We start from the raw sequence: 13,567 nt of genomic DNA, 5'->3' as shown, positions 1-13,567 counted from the left end.
AGCATGACAGTTGCAACTTCTCTTGCAAGCTTGGCGATAGATGACAGCATTCAGTTAGAACAACAAGGTGGCATTTTAACGTTATGGCTAAATCGTCCTGAGAGCCGTAATGCCATGAGCTTAAATATGGTCACTGCTATTCAACAGGTGTTTAGCCAGATTGCGGATGATTCATCAATTCGTGCGGTTATCTTACGTGGTAAGGGCGGGCATTTTTGTGCAGGCGGCGATATCAAAGATATGGCGAGCTTACGTGTTGAAGCTACGAATATAGGCAGTTTGCAACCTTATGTCGATTTTAATCGCCGTTTTGGTGCCATGATTGAACAGGTGGATCAAGCTCCACAAACCGTCGTGGCTGTTTTGGAAGGTGCTGTACTCGGTGGTGGCTTTGGACTGGCCTGTGTTTCGGATATTGCCATTAGCCGTCAGAGTGCCCAGTTTGGTCTGCCAGAAACAGGCTTAGGTATTTTGCCTGCGCAGATTGCGCCTTTTGTGGTGAAGCGAATTGGTTTGACCCAAGCCCGTCGTTTAGCGTTATTGGGTTTACGTTTTGATGGCAAGACGGCTTTGGATTTAGGTGTCGTTCACCAAGTTGCACCAGATGATGCTGAGCTGGAACAGCAGCTTGCAGACACGATTCAGCAGATCAAACGTGCTGCACCTCTGGCTTCCCGTGCCACCAAAGCGTTATTACATCGGACTTTAAATGAACCTTTGACCCAGCTCTTAGATAATGCAGCCGAGCAATTTGCACGGGCAGTTGTTGGGGAGGAAGGGCAAGAGGGAACCATGGCCTTTATTCAGAAACGTTTGCCAAATTGGGCCGAAGAGTGACATCTTCTAGAGCACAAGCATTGCTGAAATGCGATGTTTTGAGGGATTAAACAATGAGTTTTTCAAAAGTATTAGTGGCAAACCGTGGTGAAATTGCAGTTCGTGTGATGCAAACAGCCAAAGCAATGGGCTATCAAACGGTGGCTGTCTATTCAGATGCGGATGCCAATGCCCGTCATGTGCAGCTTGCGGATGAAGCGGTTTATATCGGCGCATCTAAAGTTTCAGAATCCTATTTATCGATTGCCAATATTATTGCAGCCTGCCAAAAGACAGGGGCAGATGCTGTCCATCCTGGTTATGGTTTCTTGTCTGAAAATACCGACTTCGCTCAGGCTTGCCTTGATCATGGCATCACCTTTATTGGGCCGACGGCTGCTGCGATCGAATTGATGGGCAGTAAACGTCTTTCAAAAATTGCCATGATTCAAGCAGGGGTGCCATGTGTGCCTGGTTATGAAGGTGATCAGCAAAAGCTTGAATATTTGGCTGAACAAGCTGAGAAGATTGGCTACCCTTTAATGGTCAAAGCTTCGGCAGGTGGTGGTGGGCGAGGGATGCGTCTGGTCCAACACGCTGCTGATGTATTGGACGCATTAAAAACAGCACGTTCGGAAGCAGAGAATGCCTTTGGTTCGGGTGAATTGATTTTAGAAAAAGCGGTGATTGCCCCACGCCATGTTGAAATTCAGGTGTTTGGGGACACACATGGCCATTATGTGTATTTATTTGAACGGGATTGTTCGATCCAACGCCGTCATCAAAAAGTGGTCGAAGAAGCCCCTTGTCCAGTGATGACTGCTGAACTGCGTCAGAAAATGGGCGAAGCGGCAGTTGCAGCGGCCAAGGCTTGTGATTATGTCGGCGCAGGCACGGTCGAGTTTTTGCTTGATCAATCCGGTGAATTCTATTTCTTGGAAATGAATACCCGTTTACAAGTCGAGCATCCAGTGACAGAAATGGTGACGGGACTGGATTTGGTGGAATGGCAATTGCGTGTTGCCAATGGCGAAACCCTGCCTTTACAACAACATGAGTTGACACTGAATGGACATGCGATTGAAGTTCGCTTATATGCAGAAGATCCACGTCAGGACTTTTTGCCACAAACGGGAAAAGTACTGCGTTGGCAGCCTGCAGGCGCTGATGGTAGTTTAGCCAATGTCCGTATTGACCACGGCATGTTAGAACAAGGTGAAATTAGTCCCTTCTATGATCCGATGGTGGCAAAGGTCATCGCCTATGGCAAAACCCGTCAGGATGCGATTCGACTGCTTGCTCGGGCCGTTGATGATTGTGTGTTGTTGGGGGTGAACAGTAATAAGCAATTCTTAAGCAACTTATTACGTCATCCAGTTATTGTCGCTGGGGAGACCAATACTGCCTTTATTCAGCAGCACTTTCAGGATGATATTAGTCTGCATCAGCAAACTTTGAAACTTGAAACGCTTGCCGTCGCAGCCGCACTGTTTAGCCAGCAAAATCAGCCGCAAGTCGCTTGGCAAACAGGGGTTGGCATGCCGTTCCCACTGAAACTAAAATACGCCGATCAGCAGATATTGCTACATGTGCAACATGATCAGCAGCAGGTCAAAGTTGCGTTATGTGATCAACACGTAACGATCAATATTGTAAGCATCAGTGATGTGCAGGTTGTTTATAGCTGTGAAGGTGTTCGACGCAAGCTCGCCTATGTCTTTGATCAAAATCAGCTGTATTTAGATGTAGGCAATGGTAATAGCGTGCTAGAAAATATTACTTATGCAGCCCCAGCGGCAGCAGAAGTGGTGGGTGATGGTAAAATCCGTGCACCGATGGATGGGGCAATTGTGAATCTGTTGGTGAATGTCGGAGATCAGGTAGTGAAAGGGCAAACCTTATTGGTACTGGAAGCCATGAAGATTCAGCAGCAAATCAAATCTGATGTCGATGGCATCGTACATGAGCTGATTGGCCAAGTCGGACAACAGGTGAAAAAACGACAGCAATTATTGAATATTGCTGTCGATTAATGGAATGCCATGATTGAACCATCCACATCTATAAGATTGATGGTTCATTTATTTTAGGGAAACATCTTTAAACGCAGGTTTTCTAAACGACTTTGATATTGCTTTTGCCATTCTTCGTTTGGCAGTTGAGTTTTTAACGGCTCCATGTCTTGTTGTAACTGCTGCACGGCTTGTTGATATTGATCAACTTGCTGCTGTTGTTGGGTTTCACGGTGCTCGCGCTGTTGAACCTGTTGACGTTCCTGCTCAGTCAAATACTGTTGCTGCAATTTTTGCTTTAAACGTTCAGTTTCAGCTGGGCTATGTTGCCCTTGGCTAATTAAATCAACGGCTTGTTGATAAAGTCCCATTTTATTTTGCTGTTGACTTGCATCAGGATATTGACGCTGTAGCTCTTCAAATGCTGTTAAACGTTGTTCAGCACTAAGTTTTTGATTTAGCACCAAGTCATTATAAGCAAAGCGATAATCCGCATAATTGCGCTCTTGCCCAAAACCGAGCATGGCTTCGGCTTGTCCCAAAGTTTGTTCTCTGAGCTTCCACAGCGTATCAAAACGTTGTTTCGGTGATAAAGCGGTGGATAATACTGTGCTTTGCATCTGCTTTTCATATTGTGGCATGCGTTTCAGCAAGTTTTCCACTAAGTGTGCAAACTGTTGATCGGGATAGTTGGCAAGCGCTTTTGCAAGTGCTACATGACAATCTGAGACAGGGCAGTTGGCTTTAAAGTTATTGAGAAACTCGGTGATATTCCCAGGTTGCTGCTGTAAGGTTTTGAGTTGCTGCAAAAGTGAATCCTGCAACAGTTCGTCCTTGCTTTTATTGGGCATGCTGGCATTGCTCATCTGTGGAGACGAATCTTGAGATGCTGAGGTGGATTTGGTGTGCTGGATTGCAGCGGAAGAGGCAGTGCTCTTCCAGACTACAATCCCAACCAAGACCACGACAACAATTAGAATTGTCAGCAATAGTCTTTTATTCATACCATATTCCGTTAAGGGGTGTAATTAAACTGCCCCATTACAGGGAAATGATCAGAAAGATCCCAGATCATATACAGTGGATCAGCCGTAGTACGCAGGATGCGCACATCGTTACGTGACTGAACGGGCTGACGGTGGTTATTGGATGCCACGATATAATCCAGATATTCAACGGTTGAACCGCCTGAACCTGCTGCACCAGCTAATTTATTCACACGAGGGTCAAAGGTTGATGCGGTATACCCCGTATTGCTTGATGCCGCAGTCGCATTCAAGTTGCTCAGCATATTTTGATAGTCTTGTGGCCAGAGTAACTTGTTCACATTAAAATCTCCCCCCATCAACACTGCATCGAAAGCTGGAATATTTTGTTGGTCTACCAGTTGACGAATTTGCTTGAACTGAGTCTGGCGCAGTGCACGCGCTGCATCGGTATCAAAAGAAGCGGTATGTGTTGACGTGACATGATAAGCTTTACCATTTTTAATGATTTCAGCATACAACACGCCTTTATCGGCAAAGCAATCGGTTCCTGTACAGTCTGGATAAATAAATTGGGCGGTTTTGACGATTGGATAACGACTTACAATGACCAAACCGCTATCAAATAGGTTATAGCCAGAACCGACAGGGATATGTGTCTGATAGGGATATTGTTGTGCCAGTTGATTCAACATACCTGTACGCGAAGAAGCGAACGCTTCTTGCATCATAATGACATCATAGCCATTCAAGTGGTTGGGTAATTCGGCCAAACGTTCACTGATTTTACTCGCCACCATCGGCAAGGCATAAATATTATAGGTTAGGACTTTTAATTCATTGGCACTGGCTGAAACAGGTTCCTGAATCGTGTTCTGGTGAATCGTGTAGTGGAAATCATCATAACCACCTGTGTATTCAGCTTTTACTGCTGCCTGAGCGGATAAACCGCCATAGGTTGTATTGATGCGATGTACATCACGATCTGAATACCACGGGGAAGTTGTGTTTGCTGTTTGAATACCGTGTTGAATATTACTACCCGACCATGTTCCAGTCATGGTTTGTTTGAAGGTCACTTGTGAGTTGGCACTGGTCACTACGGTATCAAAGTTATAGGTTTTACCTGATTTGATCCCTGTATAACGATTGATACGTAATACACGTTTGGTTTCATAGGGTGCAATCTGTGTCGCTTCCTGAGCCCATTCATTGCCTTGCTGCAATTGTGCCCCAGTTTGGTTGACTTGTACGGATACTGTTTGTGGTGTGGTATTGGTTACAAATACATAGGAATCTGCCAAACATTGTTGGGTGGCAAAACCGCTGAGTAATAGTGCAGTTCCTGCGCCGAGTTTTAAGCTCTTCAGCCTCATCTTTTCTCTCCATAGTGCTTAATAATAGTTGAACAAACACAATCCCGTTTTATTGAAATTATTCATTTATGAAAATTTTGTGATTGTTATTTGTTCGAAAATTATAATAATGAAAAAGTATTTCTAAATCATTTAAATTTCTAACCATTCATCTGATCTTTTTAAAAAACAATATTTTATTGCGAATTATTGAATGATATTGGATTTTTCAAACAGATTGGGGTGGTTATTTAGTGAAATGTAGTAAAAGAGATGGTTCAAAAATGAAAATAGAAAAGTAATGTATTCAGTATAAAGATGATTAATGACGAAAATCTGACAAGTGTTGCACTGTGTCAGATTTGATTGTGTCTGGAAATTAGACTTGGTCAGCGTCGACGATTGCTGTACTGGCTTGCTTCAAGCTATAAAGCAGTTGGCCGAGTAGAACGTCCTTATTACTTAAGGTCACCATTACCATTGGATGATGGGGAGCCGGAATTGAGGTTAAAATAGCCTTGCCATTCTCGGCATCCAGCGTAATGCTTTGACACCCAGTCAACTGGATTTCATTAAGGAAAGCGCTCACCATGGCCAAGATTGAACTACTGACTGCAGCCAATTTAGTACTGTTATAGGGATTTTTCTTATAAATTGCAGCGAGCTCAAAGCCATCTGTCGAGCAGAGCATAATATAATCGATCCCTCGAATATTCATAAGAACATCATTGGCTTGAGCTTTTGCAAACTGGATCAGCTCTTTGGGAGCAGTACGTTGCTGACTAGGAATACTGAACATAAATCTTCTCTTTATAAAGTGATTAATTTGTTGCTTTTAAATTAACTTCTAGTGCTGCGATAAGAGATTCAATCATCAGCAAAATATGTTCTTGCTTACGTGCATCGATAAAAAATAAAGGATAGTGGTAGTCATTCTGGATTAACCAGTCTCGGTAAATCGTTGTTGGTTGTCCTTTATTTTCATCGACATGGGTAATACCGATCGAAATATTTTGCGTATAGTCTTTAAAGGTGTCGAGATAGCTTTCAAGCTCTTCAATAGGCACTTTACTGTTATGATCGACAAGTAAAATCACGCCCAAAGCACCTTGGCAAATCACTGGCCAGATAAAGTCAAAACGTGATTGACCTGGGGTACCATACAGCCCGATTTTTACGCCGTCATCTAAGGTAATTTCCCCATAATCAATACCAACCGTAGTTTGCATCTTATTATGAGCCTGACTGTCTGTATTCAATGCTTCGGTCGCAAGCACGGGAATTTCTGAAAGCGATTTAATCGCTTCGGTTTTTCCGGCGCCCATGCTTCCTGCAAAGACGATTTTATATTGTTGGAGAATCATAGTATTCCTTAAAGCCCAAAGCGGCGTCTGATTTTGCCGAAAAATTTATTTAAAAAACCTTGTTGTTCAGAAGTTTGTTCAGCAACTTCTGCTTTTAAGTAATGACTTTCTGATGCTGAAATAATGCCACCATTGTTGGAGATCATACAGGCAGCAATAAATTGTTGAACCGTTTGAATAGGAAGTTTTAATTGTGTGGCGACTTGATAAAGTTGGGCTCCTTGTATAAAGCAGGCTGAGAGCAATAGGGTGGTTTTGCGGTCTTGGCTTTGCGCAGGCTGTGGCCAATATTCAATTTTATAATAGTCATTTTCATTCGGCGCCAACCGCTGGAATTCAAGAGAATGCCAGAACAGATTCCAGAGCCAATCTTGCAGGTTATACTCAACTTTTCGAGAGACTTTGGTAAAGTTGGATGTCGTCGCAAATTCGTACTTAAAACTATGGTTGGTCTGAGTCTGGATGCGTGTTGGCTCCAGCCAGGCAATCTGGCTACGCGTATCAATAATCGCCAAGGTGCCATGATCATCAAATAGATGGAGTCGGGCATTCTCTGGATTTAACATATCACTTAAATACTTTTCATTAATGGCATTATGTGTGGAAACAGTCGCTGTTTTAGGTTGTTGTGATTGTTGATGAGATAGATAACTCAGTAAGCGCAGCTGAATCCAGTTTTTTAATGCATCCGTATGCTGAAAAGGTAAGTAAAGCGTATTGTGTTCTTCAATATGATGTGAACCTTCTCCTTTTGAAACCTTTAAGCAGGGAAGTTTTTTTTGTTCTAAAATACGTTGAATACCTTCGGTATCAAAAAAATTTTCATTTATTAATAATAAGTCGATATTGGGATCGGCTATGTTGATCCAGTTAATGCCAAATTCATTCGGTATTGTTTTTCTAAGTTCTATTTTTAATTCATCTGAAACTTTTAAACTTATACCTGAAATTGCGATATTAATGCAATGTCCATTCATAGTATCACTTTAATGTTTTATAAAATATTGGACTGCACAAAATTAGTCTTAATGCTAAAGACTAATAATAGACCACTTGTATTATTTCTATTTTCTTATTATGTATAAGTTAAATAGAAATATATACAAGAGATCTAATATATTAAATATATTGAACTTGCAAATTAAGCAAAGTCGAGTTCTTTCTCAAAAGTTTTAAGTTCGTGACGAGCCATCGCTAGGTTAGACTTAGTGCGATCTAATACGAGATAAAGGAACAAATTGCCATTGCTTTCTAATGGACGGATTAAATGGTATGCCTTGCCGAGTGTAATTAAGATATCCTCGATATCATCATTAAGTTTCAATGAGTTAGCTACACGACGTTTTGCGCGAATAACTTCAGTATTACCTGCTGCTGCCAGTTCTAAATCAAGTGCCCCACCACCTTGAGTTGCTAGCGCCAAACCACTTTCTGTATCGACTAATGCTGCTGCAACGAACCCATCAATATTTGTTAAGCTTTCTAATGAAATTTTAGCCATGATCTTATCTCTACTAATACATCTTTGTTTATGAATTTATATATAGGCCACTTTTGTTTTTTGATTGGTTTTCAAAAGTAGTTAATCTCATTATAGGAAACTCTTTTATTAAATCAATAATACTTTAAAATAATTGAAATCACAGGAGTGCTAGTAATTGACAATTTTTGTCAAATAAACAAATTAAAATATTGATTGAGGATTGGAATTGGTTTTTATTGTGATTTTATTCACATTAATATTGGGGTTTAATATTATTTTTTCATTGTAAATAAATGTAAATTTAACGCTTAAATTAATTAAAATAATATTTTAATTAAAATTAAATTTAAAATAAGTCCATGATAAAGAAAGTAATTAAAAAAACTCTATCATGGATGGTAAATTAAGCTGAAATTAATTGGCAATATGAGCAATACAAAAAAATCAGAATGACCAATGCGATCACAGGTGAAACGATGTAGGCCCATGTGGGAATGGCAGGCATTTCTATTTCAGCTGTTGGTTCATGATCTGTCATTGTGGGCTGAGCTTGATGCACCATTTGATTAAATTCCTGCATGGTTGCTTCAAGAGAGACTTCTTGCTGTACGACCGGTTTTGAGCCGAGCAATTCTGTGAGTTGGTTGGTTGACCATACCCAGTCTTCAGCTTGTCCTGATAAATGTTCAATTTGACCCAGTAACAGTTCGGTTAATCCTGTTTGCCCGAAGCTCCCAGTTGCATCGAGCTGTTTTAATTCAGCTAATTGTAGCGTGAGAACATCAGAAATACTGCTTTCAAGTTCAGTTGCTTTAAGCGTTGATTGGTTATGGGCTGAGGTGGTCAGATGGCGAGACACTTCTTGAATATAAAGCGGATCAGCAGTTTGAACTTCCTGATAGAGTTTCTGTGGATTTTGTTTCCACAAACTGATCAGCTGTCCCAATGCTAATACGTTCACTTCGTCAATATAGGCATGTTTTTCTTTAGGAGAATATTGACTAAAAAGTTGCGGTTTTTGAATTTTAATTTGTTCAGCAAAATACTGAACTAAGTCAAATGCCATCGTGTCTATCCTCGCTTAATCTAGAATTCTTAGTGAAGGTTTCTTTTTGGTTGGTTCAGTTTCTTGCTTGGCTTCTTCGGCTGGCGCTACAGCTGTATCTGTAAGTGCTTCATATTCTGAAGGATCAAAAAATAAACCTTGACCATTTTCTCTGGCATATATGCCGAGTACCGCACGAATCGGGACATAAATTTCTTTTGCGACACCGCCAAAACGAGCAGAGAAGGTAATCGCTTCATTGCTAATATGGAGTTGATGGATGGCGTGTGGTGCAAGGTTTAAGACAATCTGACCATCTTTTACAAATTGCAAAGGCACATCGGTGTGTGGTTGGGTTGCATCAACTAATAAATAGGGCGTCAGTTGGTTATCGCAAATCCATTCATAAATGGCGCGAGCAAGATAGGGACGTGTCGGCGTAAAAGTTATTTGCTCAGACATAATTGAAAAACTTATTAAATCGTAGAAATCAATTCATTGTAGCTGTTTTTTTCTTGAGCTGTCATTGATTTAATGAACGATGGTCGGCTAAAGATACGATGACAATACAAGAATATAGGTCGACAGTGCTGTGCTGGCAATTCAACTCCCATACTTTTCAGCCGAAGGAAGATCGGGGCCAGCATACAATCGAGAATGGAAAATGTTTCTGACATGAAAAATGGGAAATGCTGAAATAGCGGAGTCAGTGAAATTAAGGTATCTCTCAACTCTTTCTGTGCGTTTTGCTGCTGTTTTTGATCTAATGTATCTGCATGTCTAAGCATCTGATCCGCCAGCTTGAACCAGTCTTGTTCAAAACGCCAGATATATTGACGCTGCTCTGCACGAGCCATGGGCGCATCGGCGTAGAGCTTATTTTGACGATAGCGATCATCTAGATATTCGGCAATCACATTGGCCGAAAACAGTTTTAGATTTTGTTCGATCAACATGGGAAGTTGATTATAGGGATTGAGGTCCGCTAAATCCTCATCTTCGTGGTCGGTGAGAATGAGCTGATATTTGATTTGTTTTTCAGCCAGTAAAAAACGAATCCAGTGTGAACGGAAATCATCTGCATGACTATAAAGCGTAATGCCTTGGACAGGGCTTGGGGGATTTTCTAGAGACATAAGTCCAAAAAATTATGGTTGACTGTTTAGAATACTAAAATTAACGTTGGAAATCACTTAAAGCTGAATAATATGATTGTTACGGAATAGATTTATGATTCAATAAGTTTAAAGAGAGAACAAGGGAATGAAAGGATATTACTTGGCCGCACTTTGTACTGGGTTATTACTGGGTGGCTGTGTAAGCGCGCAGACTGTCTCCAAGCAGGTGCATCGTGCTACATCGGCGGAGAGCCGAGCCGCTACGGATGTTGCGATTGCTGTGGCAGCTGATCAAGATGACTCGCAGTATGGGGGTATCAAAAAACAGTATCTGGTCAAAGCTTGTAAAGTGACGATTTATAACGATGGGCCAATTCGAATGGTCAATGAAAAAACGGGGCAGCCGTGTAATGCGCCAATTCCTGAAGATCATCAATTTTCGAAAACTACCAGAACCTATCAAGAAAATGGCTGTATGATCACGGAATTTGCTGCTGCCGATGGTGTAGGGGATGCAATGATGGATTGTTCTCAAAAGTAATAATTAAAACTAGGCAATAAAAAAACCCCGGATAAAATCCGAGGTTTTTGTCCAACTCGTAAAACGATTAACGTTTAGAGAATTGAGGACGTTTACGTGCTTTACGTAAACCAAGTTTCTTACGTTCAACTTCACGAGCATCACGAGTAACGAAACCAGCTTGACGAAGAGCAGGTTTTAAAGTTTCGTCAGCAGCGATCAATGCACGAGTAATACCGTGACGGATAGCGCCTGCTTGACCACCAATACCACCACCTTTAACAGTGATGTAAAGGTCAAATTTTTCAGTAACTTCTAAAAGCTCTAAAGGCTGACGCACAACCATACGAGCAGTTTCACGACCGAAATATTGCTCAAGCGTACGGTTGTTAATTACGAGTTTACCTGTACCAGCTGATAAGAAAACACGTGCAGTTGCGGTCTTACGGCGACCTGTACCATAATTAGTAGCCATGTGCTGTATCCCTTAGATGTCCAAAACTTGTGGCTGTTGAGCAGTATGAGGATGCTCAGTACCAGCGTACACTTTCATTTTTTTGATCATTGCATAACCAAGAGGACCTTTTGGCAACATACCTTTAACAGCTTTTTCTAAAACTGCTTCAGGTTTGTGAGCAATTAACTTCTCGAAGTTAGTCTCACGGATACCACCAGGGAAACCAGTATGGCGATAATATTTCTTATCAAGTGATTTTTTACCAGTCACTTGAACGTGTTCAGCATTGATAACAACGATGTAGTCGCCAGTGTCAACGTGAGGAGTATAAGAAGTTTTGTGCTTACCGCGTAAACGACGAGCGATTTCAGTCGCAAGGCGACCTAAAGTTTTGCCAGAAGCATCAACAACATACCAGTCATGTTGAACTTCAGCTGGCTTAGCGCTGAGAGTTTTCATTTAAACCACTACCTATTATAGTTGGTTTGGACGGTGAAATCTGTCCAAACAAAAGGAGACCGAATTCTACATGAGTTTATAAAAGTGCACAAGGAAAATTCGCCTGAGACGCCAGAATATGCTGCAATGTGACCGAATTGGGAACTAACACACGCGGAATTGAAGAGAACATTTTGGGTGTTGTGAGCGGAGTGGATTTCCCCTATGATTTTTATACCAAACATTTGAAATAAATAGAAGTATTTACCTATTCTCTTGGGGAATTTGATGCAGTTGTCGTTTTCTACAAAAATTGTTGTAGTCACATTATTGATCGGCGTTTGTTCAGCACAAACCAATGCACGACGACTCTATAAATGGGTAGATCAGACCAGTGTAACGAACTACTCCGAGTTTCAGCCCAAAGAGGGAACCAGTCGTAAACTGGAGGTACTGGAAAGTCGGGGCAACGATCATATTGACCCTGCAATGGCGGTGACGGCTGAAATGAAAGCGATTGAAATTCCGGTTGATCAAATGAATCTACAAGGACAAAGCACTACTGCAACCACTCATACGGTTCCACAGCCCACAACACAAACCGTGGTCAAGCAAGGCTCAATTGCAGCACCGTATGCGCGTCCTGCAGGTACTGTGGTTGCGACAGTGGCAGTGGAGAAAAAAGAGGCAGCACAGCCGACGGCAGTTGCCGAAAAGAAAGAGCTTGTGAGTAATCCTCTGCTTGATAAAGCTGCGAGTTCTGTGGTGGTTAACGAGAAAAAGGACGATGTCGCAAGCATACCGCCAGAGAAAAAAGTACAACCTAAAATTAATCCATGGACACGGAAGGTTGAGTTTGTACCTTCGAATCTAGTGCCACAAAACTTACCCAAAGCAACAGTCAATCCTGAAGGGAAATAATTTATAAAAACGCAGGGCTGTAGCTGCTTTTAGATTTTGGTTACACTAAGACTTAAATCAAAACATGGGCGTTATCGATGCTTCCTTTATATGTGACTTCAGGTGAACCTGCGGGCATTGGTCCAGATATCTGTCTGAGTCTGGCCGAGCGTGTTGATGAACGACCATTGGTTATTCTGGCCGATTTGCAGATGTTGCAACAACGTGCCAATCAGTTAGGGATTGATGTTGAACTGATTCCATATCAGGGGCAGACACAATCCAGCCGAAAAGGGCAACTGTTTGTAGAACATGTCGCTTTAACCAGACCTGTTGTTTTAGGGCAGCTAGATTCAGCCAATGCTACTTATGTATTGGAACAGTTACGTCGCTCAGCAGACTATGCCATGTCAGGCCAGAGTGTGGGGGTGGCTACTGCACCCGTGCAAAAGTCAATTATCAATGATGCAGGCATCGCTTTTAGTGGACATACCGAGTATTACCAAGAGTTTGCAGGTGTGGATCGTGTGGTGATGATGTTGGCGACCAAAACATTGCGTGTTGCCTTGGCAACGACCCACTTACCGTTACGGGATGTACCTGATGCGATTACCAAAGCGCGTCTGCATCAAGTGATTGATATTCTGATTCACGACTTAAAAACCAAATTTAAAATCGCTCAGCCACGTATTTTAGTCTGTGGTTTAAATCCTCATGCAGGTGAGGATGGCTATTTAGGCCATGAAGAAATTGAAGTGATCAATCCTGTATTGGAAACGTATCGTACACAGGGGCTGCATATGAGTCTCAGTCTACCTGCGGATACCTTATTTACCCCAGAAAATCTAAAAGATGCGGATGCTGTTTTAGCGATGTATCACGATCAAGGTCTACCTGTGCTAAAATCACAAGGCTTTGGTGAAGCAGTAAACATTACATTAGGCTTGCCATTTATTCGAACCTCGGTCGATCATGGTACAGCACTTTCTCTTGCAGGCACTGGACAGGCAAAAGCATCAAGCTTGCATGTTGCAGTGGATTTAGCACTTGATTTAGCCCGTCAGTGATGGGCA

General features: G+C 41.9%; 16 protein-coding genes. 5 read left to right on the top strand and 11 right to left on the bottom strand.

Features of this window, described 5'->3' with window-relative positions:
- Window positions 1-3 precede the first annotated feature (3 nt).
- The gene (locus F895_RS01040; RefSeq protein WP_005244388.1) at window positions 4-837 is read left to right on the top strand and encodes an enoyl-CoA hydratase/isomerase family protein; all 834 of its coding nucleotides are present in this window, start codon (window positions 4-6) and stop codon (window positions 835-837) included.
- A 53-nt stretch (window positions 838-890) separates the two neighbouring features.
- Complete coding sequence (locus F895_RS01045; protein WP_005244386.1) at window positions 891-2,849, top strand: acetyl/propionyl/methylcrotonyl-CoA carboxylase subunit alpha; 1,959 nt, start codon at window positions 891-893, stop codon at window positions 2,847-2,849.
- Between the two features lie 53 nt (window positions 2,850-2,902).
- On the opposite strand, the gene F895_RS01050 is transcribed toward F895_RS01045, so the two are convergent.
- From F895_RS01050 to F895_RS01090, 9 genes are all read right to left on the bottom strand, one after another.
- On the bottom strand, window positions 2,903-3,832 hold the full coding sequence (locus F895_RS01050) for a lipase secretion chaperone (protein ID WP_005244385.1): 930 nt from the start codon (window positions 3,830-3,832) through the stop codon (window positions 2,903-2,905).
- Between the two features lie 11 nt (window positions 3,833-3,843).
- The gene (locus F895_RS01055; RefSeq protein ID WP_005244384.1) at window positions 3,844-5,190 is read right to left on the bottom strand and encodes a sphingomyelin phosphodiesterase; all 1,347 of its coding nucleotides are present in this window, start codon (window positions 5,188-5,190) and stop codon (window positions 3,844-3,846) included.
- Window positions 5,191-5,548: 358 nt separating this feature from the next.
- Window positions 5,549-5,968, bottom strand: a complete 420-nt coding sequence (locus F895_RS01060; protein WP_005244383.1) for a roadblock/LC7 domain-containing protein — start codon at window positions 5,966-5,968, stop codon at window positions 5,549-5,551.
- Between the two features lie 22 nt (window positions 5,969-5,990).
- Window positions 5,991-6,533, bottom strand: a complete 543-nt coding sequence (locus F895_RS01065; RefSeq protein WP_005244382.1) for a GTP-binding protein — start codon at window positions 6,531-6,533, stop codon at window positions 5,991-5,993.
- Window positions 6,534-6,541: 8 nt separating this feature from the next.
- Entirely contained in the window at window positions 6,542-7,510 is a 969-nt protein-coding gene (locus tag F895_RS01070) for a hypothetical protein (protein WP_005244381.1), read from the bottom strand.
- A gap of 164 nt (window positions 7,511-7,674) precedes the next feature.
- Entirely contained in the window at window positions 7,675-8,034 is a 360-nt protein-coding gene (locus tag F895_RS01075; RefSeq protein ID WP_005244375.1) for a roadblock/LC7 domain-containing protein, read from the bottom strand.
- 385 nt (window positions 8,035-8,419) lie between these two features.
- Window positions 8,420-9,082: a hypothetical protein gene (locus F895_RS01080; RefSeq protein WP_005244374.1), complete on the bottom strand. Its 663-nt coding sequence runs from the start codon at window positions 9,080-9,082 to the stop codon at window positions 8,420-8,422.
- A gap of 15 nt (window positions 9,083-9,097) precedes the next feature.
- Entirely contained in the window at window positions 9,098-9,523 is a 426-nt protein-coding gene (locus tag F895_RS01085; RefSeq protein ID WP_005244371.1) for a ClpXP protease specificity-enhancing factor, read from the bottom strand.
- A 14-nt stretch (window positions 9,524-9,537) separates the two neighbouring features.
- Window positions 9,538-10,197: a glutathione S-transferase N-terminal domain-containing protein gene (locus F895_RS01090; protein ID WP_005244364.1), complete on the bottom strand. Its 660-nt coding sequence runs from the start codon at window positions 10,195-10,197 to the stop codon at window positions 9,538-9,540.
- 127 nt (window positions 10,198-10,324) lie between these two features.
- Between F895_RS01090 and F895_RS01095 the strand changes: the two genes are divergently transcribed.
- A complete protein-coding gene (locus F895_RS01095) occupies window positions 10,325-10,720 on the top strand; it encodes a hypothetical protein (RefSeq protein WP_005244362.1) in 396 nt (131 codons plus the stop codon).
- Window positions 10,721-10,787: 67 nt separating this feature from the next.
- Here F895_RS01095 and rpsI read toward each other — a convergent pair whose 3' ends face one another.
- Window positions 10,788-11,174, bottom strand: a complete 387-nt coding sequence (rpsI, locus tag F895_RS01100) for a 30S ribosomal protein S9 (protein WP_004640839.1) — start codon at window positions 11,172-11,174, stop codon at window positions 10,788-10,790.
- A 12-nt stretch (window positions 11,175-11,186) separates the two neighbouring features.
- On the bottom strand, window positions 11,187-11,615 hold the full coding sequence (rplM, locus tag F895_RS01105; protein WP_005244360.1) for a 50S ribosomal protein L13: 429 nt from the start codon (window positions 11,613-11,615) through the stop codon (window positions 11,187-11,189).
- A gap of 267 nt (window positions 11,616-11,882) precedes the next feature.
- Here rplM and F895_RS01110 point away from each other — a divergent pair, with 267 nt between their 5' ends.
- The gene (locus F895_RS01110; protein WP_005244358.1) at window positions 11,883-12,515 is read left to right on the top strand and encodes a hypothetical protein; all 633 of its coding nucleotides are present in this window, start codon (window positions 11,883-11,885) and stop codon (window positions 12,513-12,515) included.
- Between the two features lie 77 nt (window positions 12,516-12,592).
- Window positions 12,593-13,561 carry a 4-hydroxythreonine-4-phosphate dehydrogenase PdxA gene (gene pdxA, locus F895_RS01115; RefSeq protein ID WP_005244356.1) on the top strand — a complete coding sequence of 323 codons (969 nt, stop codon included), beginning with the start codon at window positions 12,593-12,595 and terminating at the stop codon, window positions 13,559-13,561.
- Window positions 13,562-13,567: the final 6 nt, after the last annotated feature.

Source organism: Acinetobacter sp. CIP 64.2 (assembly GCF_000369645.1).
Taxonomy (GTDB): Bacteria; Pseudomonadota; Gammaproteobacteria; order Pseudomonadales; family Moraxellaceae; genus Acinetobacter.
Note: the sequence above shows the minus strand (reverse complement) of the source record. Positions and strands in the feature narration are given on the sequence as shown.

What these genes read in the sequence shown, in the direction of transcription:
- F895_RS01055 (WP_005244384.1), bottom strand. Translation starts at nt 5,190, where the DNA reads ATGAGGCTGAAGAGCTTAAAACTCGGCGCAGGAACTGCACTATTACTC.
- pdxA (WP_005244356.1), top strand. Translation starts at nt 12,593, where the DNA reads ATGCTTCCTTTATATGTGACTTCAGGTGAACCTGCGGGCATTGGTCCA.
- rplM (WP_005244360.1), bottom strand. Translation starts at nt 11,615, where the DNA reads ATGAAAACTCTCAGCGCTAAGCCAGCTGAAGTTCAACATGACTGGTAT.
- F895_RS01110 (WP_005244358.1), top strand. Translation starts at nt 11,883, where the DNA reads ATGCAGTTGTCGTTTTCTACAAAAATTGTTGTAGTCACATTATTGATC.
- F895_RS01075 (WP_005244375.1), bottom strand. Translation starts at nt 8,034, where the DNA reads ATGGCTAAAATTTCATTAGAAAGCTTAACAAATATTGATGGGTTCGTT.
- F895_RS01070 (WP_005244381.1), bottom strand. Translation starts at nt 7,510, where the DNA reads ATGAATGGACATTGCATTAATATCGCAATTTCAGGTATAAGTTTAAAA.
- F895_RS01065 (WP_005244382.1), bottom strand. Translation starts at nt 6,533, where the DNA reads ATGATTCTCCAACAATATAAAATCGTCTTTGCAGGAAGCATGGGCGCC.
- F895_RS01080 (WP_005244374.1), bottom strand. Translation starts at nt 9,082, where the DNA reads ATGGCATTTGACTTAGTTCAGTATTTTGCTGAACAAATTAAAATTCAA.
- F895_RS01095 (WP_005244362.1), top strand. Translation starts at nt 10,325, where the DNA reads ATGAAAGGATATTACTTGGCCGCACTTTGTACTGGGTTATTACTGGGT.
- F895_RS01085 (WP_005244371.1), bottom strand. Translation starts at nt 9,523, where the DNA reads ATGTCTGAGCAAATAACTTTTACGCCGACACGTCCCTATCTTGCTCGC.
- F895_RS01060 (WP_005244383.1), bottom strand. Translation starts at nt 5,968, where the DNA reads ATGTTCAGTATTCCTAGTCAGCAACGTACTGCTCCCAAAGAGCTGATC.
- F895_RS01090 (WP_005244364.1), bottom strand. Translation starts at nt 10,197, where the DNA reads ATGTCTCTAGAAAATCCCCCAAGCCCTGTCCAAGGCATTACGCTTTAT.
- F895_RS01040 (WP_005244388.1), top strand. Translation starts at nt 4, where the DNA reads ATGACAGTTGCAACTTCTCTTGCAAGCTTGGCGATAGATGACAGCATT.
- F895_RS01050 (WP_005244385.1), bottom strand. Translation starts at nt 3,832, where the DNA reads ATGAATAAAAGACTATTGCTGACAATTCTAATTGTTGTCGTGGTCTTG.
- F895_RS01045 (WP_005244386.1), top strand. Translation starts at nt 891, where the DNA reads ATGAGTTTTTCAAAAGTATTAGTGGCAAACCGTGGTGAAATTGCAGTT.
- rpsI (WP_004640839.1), bottom strand. Translation starts at nt 11,174, where the DNA reads ATGGCTACTAATTATGGTACAGGTCGCCGTAAGACCGCAACTGCACGT.